The following is a 21,018-nucleotide window of genomic DNA, read 5'->3' on the forward strand; positions in this document are numbered from 1 at the left end:
GTGAAGCGATCGACTCAAGCAAATCGGGTGGAACCCATGGCAGGAACCGACCGCGAGAAGGCCCTGGATGCCGCACTCGCACAGATTGAACGGCAATTCGGCAAGGGCGCGGTCATGCGCATGGGCGAGCGGTCGATGGAGCCCATCGAGGTCATCCCGACCGGGTCGACCGCCCTGGACGTGGCCCTCGGCGTCGGCGGCCTGCCGCGCGGCCGCGTCGTGGAGATCTACGGACCGGAGTCCTCCGGTAAGACCACGCTGACGCTGCACGCCGTGGCCAACGCACAGAAGGCCGGCGGCCAGGTCGCGTTCGTGGACGCGGAGCACGCCCTCGACCCCGAGTACGCGCGCAAGCTCGGCGTCGACATCGACAACCTGATCCTCTCCCAGCCGGACAACGGCGAGCAGGCCCTGGAGATCGTGGACATGCTGGTCCGCTCCGGTGCCCTCGACCTCATCGTCATCGACTCCGTCGCCGCGCTCGTCCCGCGCGCGGAGATCGAGGGCGAGATGGGCGACAGCCACGTCGGTCTGCAGGCCCGGCTGATGAGCCAGGCCCTGCGGAAGATCACCAGCGCGCTCAACCAGTCCAAGACCACCGCCATCTTCATCAACCAGCTCCGCGAGAAGATCGGCGTGATGTTCGGCTCCCCGGAGACCACGACCGGTGGCCGGGCGCTGAAGTTCTACGCCTCGGTGCGCATCGACATCCGCCGCATCGAGACGCTGAAGGACGGCACGGAGGCGGTCGGCAACCGCACCCGCTGCAAGGTCGTGAAGAACAAGGTCGCGCCGCCCTTCAAGCAGGCCGAGTTCGACATCCTCTACGGCCAGGGCATCAGCCGCGAGGGCGGCCTGATCGACATGGGCGTGGAGCACGGCTTCGTCCGCAAGGCAGGCGCCTGGTACACGTACGAGGGCGACCAGCTGGGCCAGGGCAAGGAGAACGCCCGTAACTTCCTGAAGGACAACCCCGATCTCGCCAACGAGATCGAGAAGAAGATCAAGGAGAAGCTGGGCGTCGGCGTGCGTCGGGAGGAGCCCGCGGCGGAGCCGGTCACGGACGCCGCGGTCGCCACGGGCGCACCGGCGGACGACGCCGCCAAGACGGTTTCCACTCCCGCTGCCAAGGCCGCCAAGACCAAGGCCGCGGCTGCCAAGAGCTGACCCGTGACGCGACGAACGGACTGGGCCGAGTACGACGCCTACCCCGTCAACCCCCGGGAGCCCGGGAGCGGGGACGGCGGCGGCCCTGCCCGGGGCGACGACTGGCCGGACGGCGGCTCGCCCGGGAGCGGCGGGGCGGACGGCGCAGGTCGGCGACGTGGCGGCCGATCCGGACGCGGCGGTGAGGACGGTCCACGGAGCGGGCGTGGACGCCGTCGGCGCGGCTTCGGAGAACCAGCCACCGAGGACGAAGGCACTTCCGACTCGTCGAGGGCCGAGAAGGGGGAGTCTTCAGGGGACCCGGCTGAGCGGGCACGGGCGATCTGCCTGCGCCTGCTCACCGGGACCCCGCGCACGCGGAAGCAACTCGCCGACGCCCTGAGCAAGCGGGAGATCCCGGACGAGGTGGCCGAGGAGGTGCTCTCGCGGTTCGAGGAGGTCGGGCTCATCAATGACAGTGCCTTCGCGGACGCGTGGGTGGAGTCCCGGCACCACGGCCGGGGCCTGGCCAGGCGTGCGCTCGCACAGGAGCTGCGGACCAAGGGTGTCGACTCGACGTTGATCGACGAGGCGGTCTCCCAGCTCGACTCCGAGCGTGAGGAGGCGACCGCGCGTGAGCTCGTCGCCCGCAAGCTGCGCTCGACCCGCGGCCTCGACCGCGACAAACGGCTCCGCCGCCTGGCCGGGATGCTCGCCCGCAAGGGCTACTCCCAGGGCATGGCCCTGAGGGTGGTCCGGCAGGCGCTGGAGGAAGAGGGGGAGGACACGGAGTTCCTGGGGGACGCGGACGGGGACGTCTGACGGAGTGCCAGGAACACGGCGGGTCCCGGACGGGGTAGATCCTGGGCAGGGCAGGCCCTTGCACACGGCAGGTCTCGGACGGGGACGTCTGACAGGGGCACTGGGCCACGGCGGGTCCCTAACGGGCGCCAGACGCTGGTCGGGCAGGCCCTCGCACACGGCAGGTGCCGAACGGGGACGTCTGACGGAGGACTCGGGACACGGCAGGTCCCGAACGGGCCAGATTCCGAACGGGCCAGGCCCTGGACGGGGCAGGTCCCGCACACAGCGGGGCCTGGAAGTCGGAGCCGGCCGGAGAGCTGACGGCCACAAGGGCTGACGAAAGGTCCGGCGGTGGGCGACACCTGTTCCCACCGGCTCGGTTCCGGACACGGTGGACGCGCGGGGGCGCCCATCGCGTCCAGGACCAGGCCCCCAGCCCCGGCCGGCTTCCCAGTCTCTAAGTGGGGGGTTAACCCCCCACCGAGGACGCCGGGGCACCGCAGTGCACAGGCACGGGTGCACGGACGACTGTGTACGCATGTCACAGTTACTCGGCGTCGGAGAGCCCTCGGATGCGGGGCGCACGTCCGCCGCTCGCGTCGGACTCGGCGATCTGGCCCCGTTCAAGGCGCTCGCGCGTCCCCGCCGCCGGCGGATGCTCGAGCACTTCACCCTGCACGGCCCGGCCACCTCGGCGACGCTCGCCCGGGCTCTCGGCCGCAATACCGGATCGACCAGCTATCGCCTGCGTGAGCTGGTCGGATACGGCTTCGTCGAGCGGACGGAGAGCCGATCTGCCGTGCCGGAGGACGGCCGGGTGGCCAGGGAAACGGACGCGGCGACGCAGAGGGAGACCCGCAGGGGAGGGGCCCGGCACCGAAGCGCTGGCGGGGGGCCGGTCCCCGGTGATCTCCGCTTCCTGCCCCGCAGTCGGCAGAGCCCCGAGATGTGGCACGTCATGGACGAGTTGAACCACCATGACTACGCCGCCGACCTGGGAACTCTTCGAACGGCTCCAGCGTGACGCGGAGGACGGCGATCCCTGGGCGGACGCGTTTCCCTCCTCGCGCGGCGCCATCCGGCTCATGCTGCCCGAACTCCGCAGGTCTTTCGAGGAGTACATCGCCCTCCTCAACCGCTGCAAGCGGCCCGAGTTTGAGACCCCCTGGGGCGCGCACCCTGCTCACCCGGTTCCTCGCCTTCCCGGCCCCGACCCCGACCCCCGCCCCCGCCCCGGCGTCCGCCCCGGCGCCCACGGGCAGGGCCACCCCACACAACACACAACACACAACAACAGAAGAGAGGCCGACCCGTCATGATGCTGCGCTACGCCCTCAAGACCGTCCGCGCACGCAAGGCCGGCTTCCTCGGTGCCTTCCTCGCCCTGATGTGCGCGGCCGCCCTGATCACCGCGTGCGGCACGCTCCTCGAGACGGGGCTGCGCGGCACCATCCGGAGCGAGCGCTATGCCGCGGCCCCGGTCGTGGTCTCCGCCGACCAGAAAGTCCACCAGACCACCCTCAAGCACAAGAAGGGCAAGACCAAGGTCAAGCACAAGGCCAAACCCATCGCCGAACGCGCCTGGCTCCCGGCCGACCTCGCACACACCCTCGCCGACACGCCCGGCGTGGCCCGTGTCATCTCCGAACTCACCTTTCTCGCCGAGCCGTTGCTCCCCGCGGGCACCGGTGCAGACGACGGCGGCGACAGTCCCTCCTACGGCCACGGCTGGGAGTCCGCCGCGCTGACGCCGTACCGGCTCACCGCGGGCGCGGCTCCCGAGGCCGCCACCGACGTCGTGGTCGACCGCGACCTCGCCGAGCGCGTCCACCTCGCTCCCGGCGACCGCCTGACCGTCCAGTCGACCCAGGCCCCGCGCACCTACCGCGTCACCGGAATCGCCACCCCCGCCGCGGACGTACGCCACCAGACGTCCCTCTTCTTCGCCACCGCCGAGGCCCGCCGGCTCGCCGCCCACCCCGGACAGGTCACCGCGTTCGGCGTGCTGCCGGTGGCGGGTACGGACACGGACCGGCTGCGGCAGGACGTGGCCGCCGCCCTGCGCGGCACCGGCGCGCAGGTCAGTGCCGGGGACGCCCGTGGGCCGGTCGAGTTCCTCGACGCCGCCGCGGCTCGCACCAAACTGGTCAGCATGGGGGGCGCGATGGGCGGCACCTCGTTGCTCGTGGCGATCCTCGTGGTCGTCGGGACCTTCGCGCTCTGCGTCCAGCAGCGCCACCGTGAACTGGCCCTGCTGCGCGCCCTGGCCGCCACCTCCGGGGCGATCCGGAAGCTGCTCGGACGGGAAGCACTGATCGTCGGAGCGGCCGCGGGCGCGGTCGGCGCCCTCCTGGGGCTTCCGCTGGGCGGCTGGCTGCACTCCCGGTTCGTGGTGCTGGGCGCCGTGCCCGCCACCCTCCGGCACACTGCCGGTGTCGTCCCGCCGCTGACGGCCGTCGCCGCGACCCTGTTCGGTGCCTGGGCAGCCGCACGGATCGCCTCCCGCCGGGTGGCTCGCATCCGCCCGGCCGAGGCGCTCGCCGAAGCGCGCGCCGAGCGCAGCCGGCCCGCCTGGGGCCGCCTACTCGCCGGTCTGCTGCTGCTCGCCGGCGGCGCCGTGCTCGTCGCCGTGCTCAGCGTGCTGCGCACCGAGGCCGCCTCGACGCCCGTGACCTTCCTCGCCGTAGTCGTGCTGTCCACCTCCGTCGCCCTGCTCGGGCCGCTCCTGGTCAGGGCGGCCACCCTGTTCCTCGCCGGCCCGCTGCGCCTCGTCGGTCCAGGAGGCCGGCTCGCCACCGCCAACCTGCGCGGCAACGCCGTCCGCATGGCCTCCGTCGTCACCCCGCTCACCCTGCTCATCGGTATGACCTGCACCGTGCTGTTCGTGCAGCCGACCCTCGGTGACGCCGCCCGCGCCCAGGTCCGTGAGGGCGTCCGCGCTGACTGGGTCGTCGCCTCCCGGGGACCCGGCGTCCCCGCCGAGGCGGCACGACAACTCCGTACGGGACACGACGTCGTCACCGAGGTCGTCCGTACGACTGTCCGGGTCGGCCTCGACAAGTACGCGGCCCAGGGCGTCACCCCGGCCGGCCTCACCCGCACCTGGGATCCGGATGTCACCGCCGGCTCCCTCGACAGGCTCACCGAACGCACCGTCGCCGTCAGCGAACTGGCCGCGGACCAGCTCGACCTGACGACCGGCAGCACCCTGAAGCTCACGCTCGGCGACGGCACGCCCACCACCCTCACCGTCGCCGCCGTCTACGCCAAGGGTCTCGGCTTCGGAGACCTCACCTTCGCGCACGACCTGCTCGCCCGCCATGTCGACAACCCGCTCTCCTCCTCCCTCCTCGTCAGCACGCCCCGTACACAGACACAACTCGCGACTACGCTGCGTGAGTTCCCGGGCGTCGAGATCCTCTCCCCGGCGGCCGCCGACTCACTCCAGGCCGAGCGACAGCAGGCCAACGCCGAGGTCGACTTCCTCGCCATGGGGCTCGTCCTGGCCTTCACCGCCATCGCCGTCGTCAACACGCTCGCCATGTCCGTCTCCGAACGGGTGAGGGAGTTCGCGCTGCTGCGCCTCGCGGGTGCGACCCGCCGTCAGGTGCTGCGGATGCTGCGCACCGAGGCCCTGTCGGTCCTGCTCCTCGCCACGGCTCTCGGCAGCGCCGTCGCCCTGGCCGTCCTGACCGCCTTCAGCGTCGGTATCACGGGCCGTTCGGCACCGGCGGTCGCGCCGCTGGCGTACGCCACGGTGGTCGCGGCGGCCGGCCTGCTCGCGCTTGTCTCGACCGCCCTGCCCGGCCGGGTGGCGCTCAGGGTCCGCGCGGTGACGGTGGCGACGGCGAAGGAGTGAACGACTCCGGGCCGGACGACACCGAGGCCACCACCCCCGGCCGTCCGACCCGGAGCCCGTAGCTCCGCTCCCCCCTCCGAGATGCGCAGAATTACCCTGCGCTCCCGTAAGGGTGAGCCCGTCCGGCCCCGATGTGCGGTCTGCTGCCGGCACGCGGACACACGGGCCCAGGGCCGCACGGACCCCGGGCGCCCGTACGCAGCCCGTACAACCACCCTTGCCGTACGGACCGTCGGGACCGCACGCACCGAACCACCGGCACACATAAGCCCGGGCGTCCGGAACCACCGGCACACACAAGCCCCCGTACATCCGGAACCAACGGCACACACAAGCCCACCGGCACCTGTGGAACCACCTGCACGCCCCAGCCCTCAGCACGCCCGGCACCCGCTGCACGCCCAAGCCCCCGGCACGCCCGGCACCACCCGGCCAACTCGCGTCAGGACGCGGCGACGGAGCCTTTCGACTCCCGCCCCGCGTCCGACTACGACGTCACCGGCAGTCCCGCCGCCCGCCACGCCTGGAATCCGCCCACCAGGTCGGTGGCCCGGCGCAGTCCCAGCCGGTGCAGGGACGCGGCCGCGAGGCTCGACGCGTAGCCCTCGTTGCAGATCACGACGACTCGCAGGTCATGGCCGGTGGCCTCGGGCACGCGATGGCTGCCCTGGGGATCCAGCCGCCACTCCAGCTCGTTGCGCTCGACGACCAGGGCCCCGGGGATCAGCCCGTCCCGCTCGCGCAGGGCCGCGTACCGGATGTCGACGAGCAACGCCTCGCCGGCGCGGGCCGCCTCGTAAGCCTCTAGTGGCTCCACGCGCGCGTACCCGGCACGCACGCGTTCCAGCAACTCGTCGATGCCCACGGGCCGCTCGCCGTTCACTGCCAGTCCTGCGGGCGCTCGACCTGCTCCAGGCGCAGCACCTGGCCGGTACGGCTGTATCGGCGGATGCGGGGCAGCGGCGGGTGGTAGGCGTGGACGGAGATCGCGTGCTCGTCGGCCGACTCGTTGCGGACCTCGTGGACATGATGGCGGCCGAAGGCGCGGCCCAGGCCGGCCGGCAGCCGGCGCTCACGGTCCACGCCCGCCGTCAGTTCCAGGGTCTTCCAGCCGTCGGTGGGCAGCCGGGCGGCGAGCGAGTTCTCCTTCAGTTCGCCGCGCGCGGTGTGGAACGCGCCCACGGAGTCGGCGTGGTCGTGCCAGCCGGTACCGGTGCCCGGCGGCCAGCCGATCAGCCAGGCCTCGCTGCCGCCGGGCCCCTCCAGGCGCACCCAGGTGCGGCCCTCGGGGTCGAGGGGGAGCGAGGAGATCAGCTCGGTGTCGGCGGCCGTACGCCGGACGAAGTCGAGGAGGTCAGCCTGTGTCGGAGGCGCGGTGACGGTGGCGGACACGGGGACGAGAGAAGGGAAGACAGACACGGGTACCGTCCTGAGGGCGTTCGCAGGGGGGCGCACGGCAGCGCGGGAGCGCTCGCGGCGCGCGCCGGTGGAAGAAGGGATGCGAATTCAGCAGGACGGACGACACACGCAGCCCGCGTAACGGAGGAGGTCCATATGGACCCTCCGCCACAGGCGCACACAGGTGTCGGTCACGATCCGGAGTAGACCACGCGGGTCCGCACCGGTCAACACGCCGTCACCCCGTGGACCGCGGGGTGACGGCGCATACGACAGCCGCCCATCACACCGCGAAGCCCCGTCCGTCCCATCTCCGCGCTCGCCACGGTCCGCTCACCTCGCACCGGCCCCGGCCTGCGCCCCCACCGGCCCTCCCACCGCGGCCTCCGCCGCCGCGTACAGGTCGGCCGGGCGCACCCCGCCCAGCGCCGTGACCAGATGGCCGTCGGGCCGGATCAGCAGGACCGTGTGGGCGGCCGCGCCCGGGTAGCTCTCGGCGACCAGCAGCTCGGCCGGGCAGGGCAGCGCGGTCACCGCGGCGGCCAGCCGGGGCATGATCCCGGCGCTCACCCAGTGCTTGCGCTCCCACACGCCGGTGCCCGGCGCGATCAGCACGACGAGCAGGGCGCCGCGGCGCAGCCGGTCCCGCAGCCGTACGAAGGAGCCGTCCTCCGCCGTCACCCGGACGTCCTCGACCGGCGCGCCCAGGGGCGTGTCCACGGGCACCTCCGCCTCCAGGTGCCGGGCCGCGAGCGGGGAGCCGGCGTACGTGCCCGGCGCGCCCAGCGGGCCGCGGCCCAGGTGGCCGTCCGTGAGCAGCACGTCATGGCCACGGGCGGCGCCGGGGACGTACGCCCTTATGCCACCGCCGCCGCGCAGCAGCGGGAGTGCCTGGTCGGCGGCGCGCAGCCGGGCGGCGACCGCCGCGCGCCGCTCCGTCTGGTAGCTGTCGAGCAGCGCCTCGCGCGGCCCGTGGTGCCAGGCCAGGGCCAGCTTCCAGGCGAGGTTGTCGGCGTCCCGCAGGCCCTCGTCGAGGCCCTGGGTGCCGAGTGCGCCGAGCAGGTGGGCGGCGTCCCCGGCGAGGAAGACCCGCCCGACCCGCCAGCGGCGCGCCAGCCGGTGGTGGACGGTGTGGACGCCGGTGTCGAGCAGTTCGTACGCCGGGGTCGAGCCGCCGTTCCAGCCCGCGAGGGTCTCGCGGACGCGGCCGATCAGGAGTTCGGGCGTGACGAGGTCCTTGCCGGGCGGCAGCAGCCAGTCCAGGCGCCAGACGCCGTCCGGCAGCGGACGTCCGGTGACTTCCCCGCCGGAGGGACCCGACGTACGCCAGGGCGGCATCCGATGGAGCAACGCCTCACCGGTCCACGGAAGTTCCGTGCGCAGCGCGGCGACGGCGTGCCGTTCCACCGCCGTACGGCCGGGGAAGCGGATGTCCTGGAGTTTGCGGACCGTGGAGCGGGGGCCGTCGCAGCCGACCAGGTAACTGCCGCGCCACCAGGTGCCCTTGGGACCGCGGGTGCGGGCCGTGACAGCGGAAGGTTCCTGCTCGACGGTGTCGAGGCGGCTGTCCACGGCGATCCCCACCAGCCGCTCACCCGCGAGGGCCGCCCGCAGGGCACCGGTCAGCACGTGCTGGGCGAGGTGCAGCGGGGCTGGTTCGGTGTCGTCGAAGGCGATCTCGCGTGTCACCTGCTTGCGCCGCATCGCCCGCCATCCGGCCCAGTGGATTCCGGCCTCGGTGAGGTCCGTCCCGGTGAGCCGTTCCATCAGGGCCGCGGTGTCCTCGCGCAGGACGACGGTGCGCGCGAGCCGTGGTTCGTCCTTGCCCGGGCCCTCGTCGAGGACGATCGACGGCACCTCCTGACGCGCCAGCGCCAGGGCGAGCGTGAGCCCCACGGGCCCCGCTCCGACGATGATCACCGGGTCCACGGCGTGGCGCCCCCTGCCCGCGACGGTGTCCTCAGGGACGTGAGTGAACAAGAGGTTGGAGCAGGGTGCACGATCACAGAACGTATGCAACCCATTGCCGCAGCTTGCGTCAAGCGACGGAGGCAGTGGCGAGCCCGCCACTGCCTCCGTACAGCTCACACCCCTTGAGCGGGCGTCACACGGTGCCGCCCGCGCCGGTCCCGTAGGTGCCCGGAACGGCGGCCGGGTTGTCCTCGACCTCGTCCGGTGCCAGCACCGCGCCGGTGCTGCGCTTGCTGCGCCGCAGCCGGCCCTCCAGCCAGGAGGCGAAGGAGGTGAGGATGAAGTTCACCACGATGAAGATGATCGCCACGACGATGAAGCTCGGGATGACGTTCGCGTAGTTCGCCGCCAGCGTGCTGCGCGTGTTGAGCAGTTCGGTGAACCCGATCATCACGCCGCCGAGCGCGGTGTCCTTCACGATGACCACGAGCTGGCTGACGATGGCCGGCAGCATGGCCGTGACGGCCTGCGGCAGCAGGATGCTGGTCATCGTCTGCCCCTTGCGCAGACCGATGGCGTACGCGGCCTCGGTCTGTCCCTTGGGCAGGGCGAGGATGCCGGCCCGGACGATCTCGGCGAGGACCGAGGCGTTGTAGAGCACCAGACCGGTGATGACCGCGTACATGGGCCGGTCGTCGCTGCTCACGCCCGTGGAGCGGACGTAGAACTCGTTGGCGAACAGCATCAGCAGCAGCACCGGGATGGCCCGGAAGAACTCGACCACCGCGCCGGCCGGGACGCGCACCCAGCGGTGGTCGGACATGCGGGCGATGCCGAACACCGCGCCCAGGGGAAGGGCGATGATCATGGACAGCGCCGCGGCCTTCAGGGTGTCGGCGAGGCCCGGCAGCAGGTAGGTCGTCCAGGCCTGGGAGGTGGTGAACGGCTCCCACAGCGCCCACTCGAGCTGGTTCTTCTCGTCCATCGTCTGCCAGACCCACCACAGGGCCAGGGCCAGCAGGACGAAGAAGAGGATCGAGAGGAGGAGGTTGCGCCGCCTGGCTCGGGGGCCGGGGGCGTCGTAGAGGACGGAGGTCATCGCTTCACCGCCAGTCGCTTGCCGAGCCAGCCGAGCAGCAGGCCGGTGGGAAGGGTCAGCACCACGAACCCGAAGGCGAAGACCGCGCCGATGGCCACCGTCTGGGCCTCGTTCTCGATCATTTCCTTCATCAGGAAGGCGGCTTCGGCCACGCCGATCGCTGCCGCCACGGTGGTGTTCTTGGTCAGGGCGATCAGGACGTTGGTCAGCGGGCCGATGACCGAGCGGAACGCCTGCGGCAGCACGACGAGCCGCAGCGTCTGACTGAAGCTCAGCCCGATCGCGCGGGCCGCCTCCGCCTGGCCGAGGGGCACGGTGTTGATGCCGGAACGGATCGCCTCGCAGACGAAGGCCGCCGTGTAGGCGATCAGGCCGAGCACCGCGAGGCGGAAGCCCTGCAGGTCGAAGTCGTCGGACGCGCCCATCGTCATACCGAAGATGTCGGCGAGGCCGAGCGAGGTGAAGACGATGATGACCGTCAGAGGGATGTTCCGCACGATGTGGACGTAAGCGGTGCCGAACCCGCGCATCAGCGGGACCGGGCTGACCCGCATCGCGGCCAGCAGGGTGCCCCAGACCAGGGAACCGACGGCGGAGAAGACGGTCAGTTTGATCGTCATCCAGAACGCCGCGAGGACGTCGTAGCCTTCAAGAAAGTCGAACACGATCTCCCGCGCTTCCGGGTGTGTGGCGTACGTGGATGAGGGCGTGGCGCGCCGCCGCCGTGATCGCGACGGTCGGCGGCGCGCCCGCGGAACCCCACGTCGGCCGCGGGATTCCTACGGCAGCGAATGCCGCATGGCGTTTCGGCTGACGCCTTACTTGACGATGACGCCGATCTTCGGGGCCTTCTCGTTCTTGTAGTTCGCCGGACCGAAGTTCTCGTCGACCGCCTTCTGCCAGGAGCCGTCGCTGACCATCTTCTCCAGCGCGGCGTTGATCTTGTCGACGGTGGCCTTGTCGCCCTTCTTGACGCCGATGCCGTAGTTCTCGTTGCTGAGGTGCTCGCCCACCAGCTTGAACTGGCCCTTGTACTTGTCCTGCGCGGCGAAGCCCGCGAGGATCGAGTCGTCGGTGGTCACCGCGTCGACGCGGCCGCTCTGCAGGGCGGCGATGCACTCGGAGTAGCCGCTGTTCTGACGCAGGTTGGCCTTCGGGGCGATCTTGTCCCGGACGTTCTGCGCGGAGGTCGAGCCGGCCACCGAGCAGAGGTTCTTGCCGTTGAGGTCCTCGCCCGCGGCGATCTTGGAGTCGGCCTTCACCAGCAGGTCCTGGTGGGCCAGCAGGTACGGGCCGGCGAAGTCGACCTTCTGCTTGCGCTCGTCGTTGATCGAGTAGGTGGCCGCGATGAACTTCACGTCACCGCGCGCGAGGGCGTTCTCGCGGTCGGCGCTCTTCGTCTCGACGAACTCGATCTGGTTCTCCTTGTAGCCGAGCTCCTTGGCGACATAGGTGGCGACGTCCACGTCGAAGCCCGAGAAGGAACCGTCGGGCTCCTTCAGACCGAGGCCCGGCTGGTCGTACTTGATGCCGATCTTGATCTTGTCGCCGCCACCGCTGGATCCGCTGCCGGAGTCCTTGTCGTCGGAGCCGCACGCCGTGGCGGTCAGGGCGAGGGCGAGGACGGCGGCCGAGGCGGCGGTGACCTTGCGAAGCTTCATGGTGGACTTCCTTTGCATGATGCCTTCGGTGAGGAAGGAATACGGGCCGTCGAAAGGCGGGTGACGCAGGTCGTCGGGTGCGCCGGGGCGCGTCAGTGGTGCAGGATCTTCGACAGGAAGTCCTTGGCGCGGTCACTGCGCGGATTGCTGAAGAACTGGTCGGGCGTGGCCTGTTCGACGATGCGGCCGTCGGCCATGAACACCACGCGGTTCGCGGCCGATCGCGCGAACCCCATCTCGTGGGTGACGACGATCATGGTCATGCCGTCCCGGGCGAGCTGCTGCATGACCTCCAGCACCTCGTTGATCATCTCCGGGTCCAGGGCCGAGGTCGGCTCGTCGAAGAGCATGACCTTCGGGTTCATGGCCAGGGCCCGCGCGATGGCGACGCGCTGCTGCTGGCCGCCGGAGAGCTGGGCGGGGTACTTCTCGGCCTGGGTGCCCACGCCGACCCGGTCCAGGAGCTGGCGGGCGGTCTCCTCGGCCTTCTTCTTGTCGGTCTTGCGGACCTTGATCTGGCCCAGCATCACGTTCTCGAGCACCGTCTTGTGCGCGAACAGGTTGAAGGACTGGAAGACCATGCCGACGTCGGCGCGCAGCCGGGCCAGCGCCTTGCCCTCCTGGGGCAACGGCTTCCCGTCGATCGTGATCGTCCCCGCGTCGATCGTCTCCAGGCGGTTGATGGTGCGGCACAGGGTGGACTTCCCGGACCCGGAGGGTCCGATGACCACGACGACTTCACCGCGCTCGATCGTCAGATCGATGTCCTGGAGAACGTGCAACGCGCCGAAGTGCTTGTTGACGCTCTTCAGGACGACCAGTTCGCCGGACGCGGCCGCGTCTTCCTTGGCCACCGATACTTCGGTCATCGCTCTAAGGCTCCGTCCTCCTCGGTTTCGGAGGACAGTAGTAACCAGTCTCGACCAGCGTCATTACATCTGAGGGGAATCTGAGCATCACGATCCGATAGCAATCGGACACTTGTCGTAGCAGTTGTGACCTGGGCGCGTATCGGCCGGATAACGGAAGCCGCGCGCAACCGGAACGCTCTTGACGGCGTCCTCGTCCATCAGCGTGACTGCCATGGTGCACACGCGTGTGCCGCGTTCCCGTGGCGCGCTGGAACCGTACGTCCGGGCCGTACGACTTCGTACCGAACCGGACCGTACGCCCGATGAACCGGAGGAGGCCGGAATGAGACTGCTGCTCGTCGAGGACGACAACCATGTCGCCGCCGCGCTGTCCGCGGTGCTGAAGCGGCACGGTTTCGACGTCACCCACGCGCGCAGCGGTGAGGAGGCACTCCAGGCGCTCGTCCCGGAGGGGCCCGGCTTCGGGGTCGTCCTGCTCGACCTGGGCCTGCCCGACCAGGACGGCTACGAGGTCTGCGGCAAGATCCGCAAGCGCACCTCCACCCCGGTCATCATGGTGACGGCCCGCTCCGACGTGCGCTCCCGCATCCACGGCCTCAACCTGGGCGCCGACGACTACGTGGTGAAGCCCTACGACACCGGAGAGCTGCTCGCCCGGATCCACGCCGTCAGCCGGCGCACCGCCCACGAGGACCCGGCCGCGGCCGGCGAGGGCGCGCTCATCCTGGGCACCGTGCACATAGAGCTGCCCACCAGACGCGTCACCGTCGACGGCTCGGTCGTCCAACTGACCCGCAAGGAGTTCGACCTCCTGGCGCTGCTCGCCCAGCGCCCCGGCGTCGTCTTCCGCCGGGAGCAGATCATCAGCGAGGTGTGGCGCACCAGCTGGGAGGGGACCGGGCGCACCCTGGAGGTGCACGTCGCCTCCCTGCGCGCCAAGCTGCGCATGCCCGCGCTGATCGAGACCGTACGCGGGGTCGGCTACCGGCTCGTCTCCCCGGCCGCGTAGCGGGGACCTGTTGCGTACACGTCTCCTGCCGCTGCTCATCGTGCTGATGGCGGCCGTGCTGCTCGCGCTCGGCGTGCCCCTGGCCGTCAGCGTGGCCGGTGCGCAGCAGCAGAGGGTGGTCGTGGACCGCATCGACGACACCGCGCGCTTCGCGGCCCTCGCCCAGTTCGTCACCGCCCCGCCCGCCACGTCCGATGCCGCCTCCACGTCCAACGACGAGCGGCGCGAGACCCTCAGCCGCGAGCTGGCCAGTTACTACGAGGTCTACGGCATTCGTGCCGGTGTCTTCTACCGCACCGACACCCCCATGGCTCACGCACCGAGGGACTGGTACCTCCCCGAAACGGGCGAGGTGCGCGACGCGTACGAGGAGGCGCTGCTCAGCCGTCGCAGTCATGACCCCCAGCAGGTGTGGCCCTGGCAGCGCAACCGTCTGGTGGTGGCGTCGCCGGTGATCCGGGACGGCGACGTCGTCGCGGTCGTCGTCACCGACTCGCCCACCGGCGCGATGCGGTCGCGGATCCTGCACGGCTGGCTGGTCATCGGCGCGGGCGAGATCGCCGCGATGCTGCTCGCCATAGGGGCTGCCCTCCGGCTGACCGGCTGGGTGCTCAAGCCCGTACGTGTCCTGGACGCCAGCACCCACGACATCGCCACCGGGCGTCTGAAGTCCCGGGTCGCGGTCGCGAGCGGTCCGCCGGAGCTGAGGCGGCTGGCCCGATCGTTCAACGAGATGGCGGACAACGTCGAGGACGTGCTGGAGCAACAGCGCGCCTTCGTCGCCGACGCCTCGCACCAGCTGCGCAACCCGCTCGCGGCGCTGCTGCTGCGCATCGAGCTGCTGGCCTACGAACTTCCCGAGGGCAACGAGGAGATCGCCTCCGTCCAGAGCGAGGGCAAGCGCCTCGCGCAGGTCCTGGACGACCTGCTCGATCTGGCCCTGGCCGAGCACACCGAGGCCGACCTCAGGGTCACCGACATCGGCGCGCTGACCGCCGAGCGCGTCGCCGCCTGGGCGCCCACCGCCGAGGCCAAGGGCGTCCGCCTGGTGGGCGACTGCCCGCCCACCACGGCATGGGCCGACCCGGTCACCCTGTCCAGCGCCCTGGACGCGGTGATCGACAACGCGGTGAAGTTCACGCCGGAGGGCGAGAGCGTGGAGGTGACGGTCGCCTCCAACGGCCAGACCTCGACCGTCGTCGTCACGGACAACGGCCCCGGCCTGACCGACGAGGAACTCGCGCGCGTGGGCGACCGCTTCTGGCGCAGCGGCCGCCACCAGAACATCAAGGGTTCCGGCCTGGGCCTGTCCATCTCGCGGGCCCTGCTCGCGGCCGGCGGCGGATCACTGTCGTACGACCATCACGAGCCGACCGGGCTGACGGTGACGGTGTCGGTGCCGCGGTCGCGGCCCGCGGCCTGAGGCCTGAGGCCTGTGGCCTGAGGCCTGAGGGGCGGGGCGGGGCGGGGCCGGTCCGCGATCCGAGAGCGGGGCGGTCTGACCTCCGAGGAGTGGGGCGTCTGGGGCCCGACGGACCGGTCGTGACTCCGGGCCCTGGCGGACGACAACGGCTTCTACGGCTTGACGGACCGGTAGTAGCGACGGGCGCCCTCGTGCAGGGGGAGCGGGTCGGTGTAGATGGCCGTGCGCAGATCGACCAGCTGGGCGGAGTGGACGTGCGCTCCGATGCCGTCGCGGCTCTTGATCACGGTCCGGGTGAGCCACTCGGTGAGCCGGGGATCCATGTCCGTGCGGGTCATCAGCAGGTTGGACACCGCGATCGTCGGCACGGTGGAGCCGTTCTGGATGGTCGGGTAGGCCGACTCGGGCATGTTGGTGGCCCGGTAGTAGCTGGTGGCGTCGTCCTGCTCGTGCATCTTGGCGACGAGCTCGGCGTCGATCGGCACGAACCGGAAGGTGAAGCTGTCGGCCAGCTCCCGCAGACCGGCCGTCGGCACCCCGCCGGACCAGAAGAACGCGTCGATCTTGCCCTGCCTCAGCCGCTCGGGCCCGGTGTCGATGCCCTCCGACACCGCCGTGAGGTCCTTCCCCGGAGCCAGGCCCGCCGCCTTCAGCACCCGGTTGGCGATCAGGCGCACACCCGAGCGGGGCAGACCTGTCGCGACCGTCTTCCCCTTCAGGTCCGCGACGGACCGGACGTCGGAGTCGCGCGCCACGACGAGCTGGACGTAGTCGTCGTACAGCCGGGCGACACCGCGCAGCCGGGCGGCCGAGCCGGGGTGCTGGACCTCGTACGTCGCCACCGCGTCGGCCGCGGCGATGGTGAAGTCGGCCTGGCCCTTCGCCACGCGCGCGACGTTCTCCTGCGACCCGTTGCTGGTGGTCAGGTCCACATCCAGGTGCGGCATGTCCTCGGCGAGCTCGGTGCGCAGACGGCTGCCGTACTCGTAGTAGACGCCGCTCGTCGTGCCCGTGCTGAAGGTGATGTCGCCGCTCGGCGGATCCTCGCCCAGGGGCAGCAGCCACCACAGCAGCAGCCCGAGGACGACGGCACCGGCGGCCGCGCCCTGGAGGGCACGGCGCCTGCCGATACGGGACAACACCTTGGACATGCGCGCGATCCTGCCAGGCGGAAGCGGGCCTGACCAGGGCGGGGCTCACAGGGCGAGGCCCGGGGAGCGTCGCAGTGGGGCCGGGGGCGCGTGTCGGCGGACTCGGGAGGGAGTGTCGGTGGCCGTCGCTACAGTCGGTGCATGAGTTCCTCGCCCGCCGACCTGGTCCGTGCCTTCCACCTCGCCTGTGGGCTCGACGTCCGCGGTACGCCGACGGAGGTGTCGCCCCGCCTCGCCGCGCACCGCGGGGAACTGCTGGCCGAGGAGGCGGCCGAGGTCGCCGAGGTGTCGGTGAGCGGCCCGCTGGACCGGCTCGCGCACGAGCTGGCCGACGTCGTCTACGTCGCCTACGGCACGGCCCTGGTGCACGGGATCGACCTCGACGCGGTCATAGCCGAGATCCACCGCTCCAACATGACCAAGCTGGGCCCCGACGGCCGGATCGAGCGCCGCGCCGACGGCAAGGTGCTCAAGGGCGAGCACTACGAGGCTCCGGACGTGGCGGCGGTGCTGCGCCGCCAGGGATGGGTGCCCGGCGGCGCAGCCTGACGGTCTGCGGGGGCGGCGCGCCGTGTGCGTAACGCGCCCCCTCCATGGGCCGCCGTTCCGCAGCCATGGGGCCGCCGTTCCGCAGTCGGGAAGGCGCGCCGCCGACCCCGTTCCTCAGTCGCCCACAGGTGTTTCCCTCCGTGCCTCCGGCACCGGCTCCGGAACACCCCGCCTTGCCTCCCCGCGTCGCGCCCACCGCATCGCCAGCGGTTCCGTGAAGCGGGCGGTGAGCGGGCCGAGGACGACCAGGATCAGGACGTACGCCGTCGCCAACGGGCCGAGCGACGGCTCGATGCCCGCGGTGACCGCCAGCCCGGCGATGACGATCGAGAACTCGCCGCGCGCCACCAGCGCCCCACCCGCGCGCCAGCGGCCCTTGACCGAGATCCCGGCACGCCGGGCCGCCCAGTAGCCGGTGGCGATCTTCGTGGCGGCGGTGACGGCGGCCAGCGCGAGGGCGGGCAGCAGGACGGGAGGGATGCTGGCCGGGTCGGTGTGCAGGCCGAAGAACACGAAGAAGACCGCGGCGAACAGATCCCGCAGCGGGCTCAGCAGAGTGTGCGCGCCCTCGGCGACCTCCCCGGACAGCGCGATGCCCACCAGGAACGCGCCCACGGCCGCCGACACCTGCAACTGCTGCGCCACGCCGGCGACCAGGATCGTCAGCCCCAGGACGACGAGCAGCAGCTTCTCCGGATCGTCGTTGGACACGAAACGGGAGATGAGCCGGCCGTAGCGCACCGCCAAGAACAGCACGAGTCCCGCGGCGCCCAGCGCGATCGCCAGTGTCAGGCTGCCGGACGCCAGCCCGACCCCGGCCACGAGCGCGGTGACGATCGGCAGGTAGACCGCCATCGCCAGGTCCTCCAGCACCAGGACGCTCAGGATCACCGGGGTCTCCCGGTTGCCGATCCGGCCCAGGTCGCCCAGGACCTTGGCGATCACCCCGGACGACGAGATCCAGGTGACGCCCGCCAGCACCACGGCCGCCACCGGACCCCAGCCCAGCAGCAGCGCGGCGGCCGCGCCCGGCAGGGCGTTGAGGGCGCAGTCGACGAGACCGGACGGGTAGTGCGCCTTGAGGTTGGAGACCAGGTCGCTGGCCGTGTACTCCAGGCCGAGCATCAGCAGCAGCAGGATGACGCCGATCTCGGCGCCGATGGCGATGAACTCCTCGCTCGCGCCCAGCGGCAGCAGTCCGCCCTCGCCGAAGGCGAGACCGGCCAGCAGGTACAGGGGTATGGGCGAGAACCGGAAACGGGCCGCGAACCGGCCGAGCAGGCCGAGGCCCAGGATGATGGAACCGAACTCGATCAGCAGGACGGCGGAGGAGTGCACCGGTTCACTCCCGACCGAGTATCGCCGCGGCCGCGTCCACGCCCTCGCGGGTGCCGATGACGATGAGGGTGTCACCGCCCGCGAGCCGGAAGCCGGGCGTCGGCGACGGAATCGCCTCGGCCCGCCGCAGCACCGCCACGATCGACGCCCCGGTCTCCGTGCGCATCCGGGTCTCACCCAGCAGCCGCCCGTTCCAGCGCGAGCCCGCGGCCACCTCGACGCGCTCCGCGACCAGCCCCAGATCCGTCGTGTACAGCAGGCTCGCGCTGTGATGGGACGGCATGAGCGCGTCGATCAGCGAGTCCGCCTCGGCGGCGGTCAGCCGCAGCGACTGGGCGCAGGAGTCCGGATCGTCGGCGCGGTACACGTTCACCGTCCGGGTGCCGTCGCGGTGCGCCACCACGGACAGGTGGCGTCGCTCCCGCGTCACAAGGTCGTACTGAACGCCGATGCCCGGCAGCGGTGTCGTCCGGAGACGTGGAGCGGACACGTTTCTTCCCCTTGTTGGTCGTTCGTCGTGCGAGTCGTTCGTCGTGCGAGTGGTTCGTCTTGCGGGTTGTTCATCCTGCGGGTTGTTCGTTGCGCCGGTCGTTCGTCACTGGGCCGCTCGCTCGGTGGCTGTCGGCCGTCGGGCACGGTGGTGCGGGTTCCCGTCCGCCGGCCGCGCAGGCCTGGCAGACGGTCACGCGCGGTCTCGCCCGGCGGCCCGGCAGACCGCGTCCGCCGGCCGGTGCGGCCGCCGGACTCCCGTGCGCGGAGCCGCCATGCTGCCATCCCCCCGTACGGTGGCGACATGGGTGTCGTGACGGATGGACAGGGTCGGCGGCGGACGGAAAGGCTGTTCACGGCGGTGCCATGGACGAGAAGTCGGCAGACGGCGGGGGCCGGGGGAGGAGGAGTCGCGCACGTGTCGCTGTTCTGGCGGATCTTCACCCTCAACGCCGTCGGCCTGGTCGTGGGCGCCGCGTTGTTGCTCGGGCCGGTCACCGTCTCCACGCCCGTCCTGCCCGGCGAGGCGCTCGTCGTCGTGGCGGGTCTGGCCGGGCTGCTCGCCGTCAACGCGGTGGTGCTGCGCGTCGGTCTGGCCCCGCTCGGACGTCTGGGGCGGGCCATGGCCGACGTCGATCTGCTGCACCCCGGGGCCCGTGCCGTGGTCTCCGGACCGGTCGAGACGGCCGAACTGATCACGACCTACAACGCCATGCTCGACCGACTGGAGGCCGAACGCGCCGCCAGCGCCGCCCGTGCCCTGTCCGCACAGGAGCGGGAGCGCCACCGCATCGCCCGTGAACTCCACGACGAGGTCGGCCAGACCCTGACCGCCGTGCTCCTCCAGCTCAAGCGCGTCGCCGACCGCGCCCCCGACGACCTGCGCGGTGAGCTGGGCCAGGCGCAGGAAGCCACCCGCGCCGGCCTCGACGAGATCCGCCGTATCGCCCGGCGCCTGCGTCCCGGTGTCCTCGACGAACTCGGCCTGTTCAGCGCTCTGCGCTCCCTCGCGGCCGAGTTCACCACCCATGGGCTGACGGTCCGCCACGATCTGCGGGCCGGTCTGCCCCCGCTGACCGAGGAGACGGAACTCGTGCTCTACCGCGTCGCCCAGGAAGCCCTGACCAACACCGCCCGGCACTCCGGCGCCGACCGCGCCGAACTCCGCCTCCGCCCGGTCGCAGGCGGTGTCGAACTCCTCGTCCGGGACAACGGCAACGGCCTGGACCCGGCGGCGGCCGAGGGCGCCGGCATCGGCGGCATGCGCGAGCGGGCCCTGCTGATCGGAGCGACACTCACCCTGACGTCCGGCGCCGACGGCGGGACGGACGTACGGCTGCGGATCGGGCGGCCCGGGCGGCCCGGACCGGCTGGGCCGCACGAGCGAGCCGAGCGGCTCGAGCCGCTCGACACGGGGTCGGAAGTCCGCACCGGCGGGGATACGGGCGTCCGTGCCGGAACCGGCATCAGCGGAGGCACGGGCACCGCTGCGGTGACCGACATCCCCGCGGGCGGAGGCGAAGGCGTGCGGCCGGCCCGTTCTTCGGTCACCCCCGGAGGGCATCGATGACCGACGAGACGTCACGGCTCTCGCCCGCGCCGCCGATCCGCGTCCTTCTCGCCGACGACCACACGCTCGTCCGCCGGGGCGTGCGGCTCATCCTCGACGGCGAACCCGACCTGACGGTCGTGGCCGAGGCGGGGGACGGGGCCGAGGCCGTCGAGCGGGCCCGGGCCGGGGACGTCGACCTGGCCGTGCTCGACGTGGCCATGCCCCGCGCCACCGGTCTGCAGGCGGCCCGTGAACTCTCCCGCCGCCTCCCCGGCCTGCGCATCCTCATCCTCACGATGTACGACAACGAGCAGTACTTCTTCGAGGCCCTCAAAGCCGGAGCCGGCGGCTACGTCCTGAAGTCCGTCGCCGACCGCGACCTGGTCGAGGCGTGCCGGGCGGTCATGCGGGACGAGCCGTTCATCTACCCGGGTGCGGAGCGGGCGCTCGTCCGCTCGTACCTGGACCGGCTGCACCGCGGTGACGGCGTCGACGGTCTGCCCGAGCGGCCCGTCACCGAGCGGGAGGAGGAGATCCTCAAGCTCGTCGCCGAGGGCCACACGTCCAGGGAGATCGGCGCGCTGCTCTTCATCAGCGCCAAGACCGTCGAACGCCACCGCGCCAACCTGCTGCGCAAACTGGGCATGCGCGACCGGCTGGAACTCACCCGCTATGCCATCCGCGCAGGCCTCGTCGATCCCTGAGCACCACCCGGGACCGGCACGACCCGGCCGACCCGACCGGACCGGACCGGACC

At 71.7% G+C, this 21,018-nt stretch carries 19 protein-coding genes and 1 pseudogene; 9 read left to right on the forward strand and 11 right to left on the reverse strand.

The genetic code is table 11. The features are described 5' to 3' along the window. Positions 1-36: 36 nt before the first annotated feature. The 4 genes from recA (at position 37) to ACF1A1_RS31255 (ending at position 5,809) form a co-directional block, all read left to right on the forward strand. Complete coding sequence (recA, locus tag ACF1A1_RS31240) at positions 37-1,167, forward strand: recombinase RecA (RefSeq protein ID WP_392004355.1); 1,131 nt, start codon at positions 37-39, stop codon at positions 1,165-1,167. 3 nt (positions 1,168-1,170) lie between these two features. Continuing rightward, complete coding sequence (recX, locus tag ACF1A1_RS31245; protein WP_392004356.1) at positions 1,171-1,968, forward strand: recombination regulator RecX; 798 nt, start codon at positions 1,171-1,173, stop codon at positions 1,966-1,968. 520 nt (positions 1,969-2,488) lie between these two features. After that, positions 2,489-2,974 (forward strand): winged helix-turn-helix domain-containing protein, encoded by a 486-nt coding sequence (locus tag ACF1A1_RS31250; RefSeq protein WP_392004357.1) that lies wholly within the window; start codon positions 2,489-2,491, stop codon positions 2,972-2,974. A gap of 291 nt (positions 2,975-3,265) precedes the next feature. Further along, a complete protein-coding gene (locus tag ACF1A1_RS31255; protein WP_392004358.1) occupies positions 3,266-5,809 on the forward strand; it encodes an FtsX-like permease family protein in 2,544 nt (847 codons plus the stop codon). Positions 5,810-6,296: 487 nt separating this feature from the next. Here the strand turns inward: ACF1A1_RS31255 and ACF1A1_RS31260 are convergent, their stop codons facing one another. From ACF1A1_RS31260 to ACF1A1_RS31295, 8 genes are all read right to left on the reverse strand, one after another. Further along, complete coding sequence (locus ACF1A1_RS31260; protein WP_392004359.1) at positions 6,297-6,692, reverse strand: rhodanese-like domain-containing protein; 396 nt, start codon at positions 6,690-6,692, stop codon at positions 6,297-6,299. Beyond that, the gene (locus ACF1A1_RS31265; RefSeq protein WP_392004360.1) at positions 6,689-7,228 is read right to left on the reverse strand and encodes a cysteine dioxygenase; all 540 of its coding nucleotides are present in this window, start codon (positions 7,226-7,228) and stop codon (positions 6,689-6,691) included. The genes ACF1A1_RS31260 and ACF1A1_RS31265 overlap by 4 nt, the downstream gene beginning before the upstream one ends. 87 nt (positions 7,229-7,315) lie before the next feature. Next, positions 7,316-7,441 (reverse strand): putative leader peptide, encoded by a 126-nt coding sequence (locus ACF1A1_RS31270; protein ID WP_392004361.1) that lies wholly within the window; start codon positions 7,439-7,441, stop codon positions 7,316-7,318. Positions 7,442-7,540: 99 nt separating this feature from the next. Then, a complete protein-coding gene (locus ACF1A1_RS31275) occupies positions 7,541-9,136 on the reverse strand; it encodes an FAD-dependent monooxygenase (RefSeq protein WP_392004362.1) in 1,596 nt (531 codons plus the stop codon). Positions 9,137-9,311: 175 nt separating this feature from the next. Then, positions 9,312-10,217, reverse strand: coding sequence for an amino acid ABC transporter permease (locus ACF1A1_RS31280; RefSeq protein WP_392004363.1), 906 nt, complete (start codon positions 10,215-10,217; stop codon positions 9,312-9,314). Beyond that, on the reverse strand, positions 10,214-10,882 hold the full coding sequence (locus ACF1A1_RS31285; RefSeq protein WP_392004364.1) for an amino acid ABC transporter permease: 669 nt from the start codon (positions 10,880-10,882) through the stop codon (positions 10,214-10,216). The genes ACF1A1_RS31280 and ACF1A1_RS31285 overlap by 4 nt, the downstream gene beginning before the upstream one ends. 153 nt (positions 10,883-11,035) lie before the next feature. Then, on the reverse strand, positions 11,036-11,878 hold the full coding sequence (locus ACF1A1_RS31290; RefSeq protein WP_392004365.1) for a glutamate ABC transporter substrate-binding protein: 843 nt from the start codon (positions 11,876-11,878) through the stop codon (positions 11,036-11,038). 92 nt (positions 11,879-11,970) lie between these two features. Further along, on the reverse strand, positions 11,971-12,747 hold the full coding sequence (locus tag ACF1A1_RS31295; RefSeq protein ID WP_392004366.1) for an amino acid ABC transporter ATP-binding protein: 777 nt from the start codon (positions 12,745-12,747) through the stop codon (positions 11,971-11,973). A gap of 325 nt (positions 12,748-13,072) precedes the next feature. Here ACF1A1_RS31295 and ACF1A1_RS31300 point away from each other — a divergent pair, with 325 nt between their 5' ends. Both ACF1A1_RS31300 and ACF1A1_RS31305 read left to right on the forward strand, forming a co-directional pair. Further along, positions 13,073-13,759, forward strand: a complete 687-nt coding sequence (locus tag ACF1A1_RS31300; protein WP_392004367.1) for a response regulator transcription factor — start codon at positions 13,073-13,075, stop codon at positions 13,757-13,759. 10 nt (positions 13,760-13,769) lie between these two features. Further along, positions 13,770-15,182 carry an ATP-binding protein gene (locus ACF1A1_RS31305; RefSeq protein ID WP_392004368.1) on the forward strand — a complete coding sequence of 471 codons (1,413 nt, stop codon included), beginning with the start codon at positions 13,770-13,772 and terminating at the stop codon, positions 15,180-15,182. A 152-nt stretch (positions 15,183-15,334) separates the two neighbouring features. Here ACF1A1_RS31305 and ACF1A1_RS31310 read toward each other — a convergent pair whose 3' ends face one another. Further along, positions 15,335-16,333, reverse strand: a complete 999-nt coding sequence (locus tag ACF1A1_RS31310; protein WP_392004369.1) for a TAXI family TRAP transporter solute-binding subunit — start codon at positions 16,331-16,333, stop codon at positions 15,335-15,337. A gap of 141 nt (positions 16,334-16,474) precedes the next feature. Here ACF1A1_RS31310 and ACF1A1_RS31315 point away from each other — a divergent pair, with 141 nt between their 5' ends. Beyond that, complete coding sequence (locus ACF1A1_RS31315) at positions 16,475-16,882, forward strand: MazG nucleotide pyrophosphohydrolase domain-containing protein (RefSeq protein WP_392004370.1); 408 nt, start codon at positions 16,475-16,477, stop codon at positions 16,880-16,882. Between the two features lie 114 nt (positions 16,883-16,996). On the opposite strand, the gene ACF1A1_RS31320 is transcribed toward ACF1A1_RS31315, so the two are convergent. Both ACF1A1_RS31320 and ACF1A1_RS31325 read right to left on the reverse strand, forming a co-directional pair. Then, a complete protein-coding gene (locus tag ACF1A1_RS31320; protein WP_392004371.1) occupies positions 16,997-18,220 on the reverse strand; it encodes a cation:proton antiporter in 1,224 nt (407 codons plus the stop codon). A 4-nt stretch (positions 18,221-18,224) separates the two neighbouring features. Continuing rightward, on the reverse strand, positions 18,225-18,710 hold the full coding sequence (locus ACF1A1_RS31325; protein WP_392004372.1) for a cation:proton antiporter regulatory subunit: 486 nt from the start codon (positions 18,708-18,710) through the stop codon (positions 18,225-18,227). A gap of 417 nt (positions 18,711-19,127) precedes the next feature. Here ACF1A1_RS31325 and ACF1A1_RS31330 point away from each other — a divergent pair. Then, positions 19,128-20,069, forward strand: a pseudogene (locus tag ACF1A1_RS31330) (sensor histidine kinase); the annotation flags it as partial. A 206-nt stretch (positions 20,070-20,275) separates the two neighbouring features. Next, on the forward strand, positions 20,276-20,965 hold the full coding sequence (locus ACF1A1_RS31335) for a response regulator (protein ID WP_392004373.1): 690 nt from the start codon (positions 20,276-20,278) through the stop codon (positions 20,963-20,965). The last annotated feature ends 53 nt before the right edge of the window (positions 20,966-21,018 follow it).

The organism is Streptomyces sp. NPDC014995 (genome assembly GCF_043080745.1).
GTDB lineage: Bacteria > Actinomycetota > Actinomycetes > Streptomycetales > Streptomycetaceae > Streptomyces.

What these genes read in the sequence shown, in the direction of transcription:
- ACF1A1_RS31255 (WP_392004358.1), top strand. Translation starts at nt 3,266, where the DNA reads ATGATGCTGCGCTACGCCCTCAAGACCGTCCGCGCACGCAAGGCCGGC.
- ACF1A1_RS31290 (WP_392004365.1), bottom strand. Translation starts at nt 11,878, where the DNA reads ATGAAGCTTCGCAAGGTCACCGCCGCCTCGGCCGCCGTCCTCGCCCTC.
- ACF1A1_RS31300 (WP_392004367.1), top strand. Translation starts at nt 13,073, where the DNA reads ATGAGACTGCTGCTCGTCGAGGACGACAACCATGTCGCCGCCGCGCTG.
- ACF1A1_RS31310 (WP_392004369.1), bottom strand. Translation starts at nt 16,333, where the DNA reads ATGTCCAAGGTGTTGTCCCGTATCGGCAGGCGCCGTGCCCTCCAGGGC.
- recA (WP_392004355.1), top strand. Translation starts at nt 37, where the DNA reads ATGGCAGGAACCGACCGCGAGAAGGCCCTGGATGCCGCACTCGCACAG.
- ACF1A1_RS31315 (WP_392004370.1), top strand. Translation starts at nt 16,475, where the DNA reads ATGAGTTCCTCGCCCGCCGACCTGGTCCGTGCCTTCCACCTCGCCTGT.
- ACF1A1_RS31335 (WP_392004373.1), top strand. Translation starts at nt 20,276, where the DNA reads ATGACCGACGAGACGTCACGGCTCTCGCCCGCGCCGCCGATCCGCGTC.
- ACF1A1_RS31295 (WP_392004366.1), bottom strand. Translation starts at nt 12,747, where the DNA reads ATGACCGAAGTATCGGTGGCCAAGGAAGACGCGGCCGCGTCCGGCGAA.
- ACF1A1_RS31280 (WP_392004363.1), bottom strand. Translation starts at nt 10,217, where the DNA reads ATGACCTCCGTCCTCTACGACGCCCCCGGCCCCCGAGCCAGGCGGCGC.
- ACF1A1_RS31250 (WP_392004357.1), top strand. Translation starts at nt 2,489, where the DNA reads ATGTCACAGTTACTCGGCGTCGGAGAGCCCTCGGATGCGGGGCGCACG.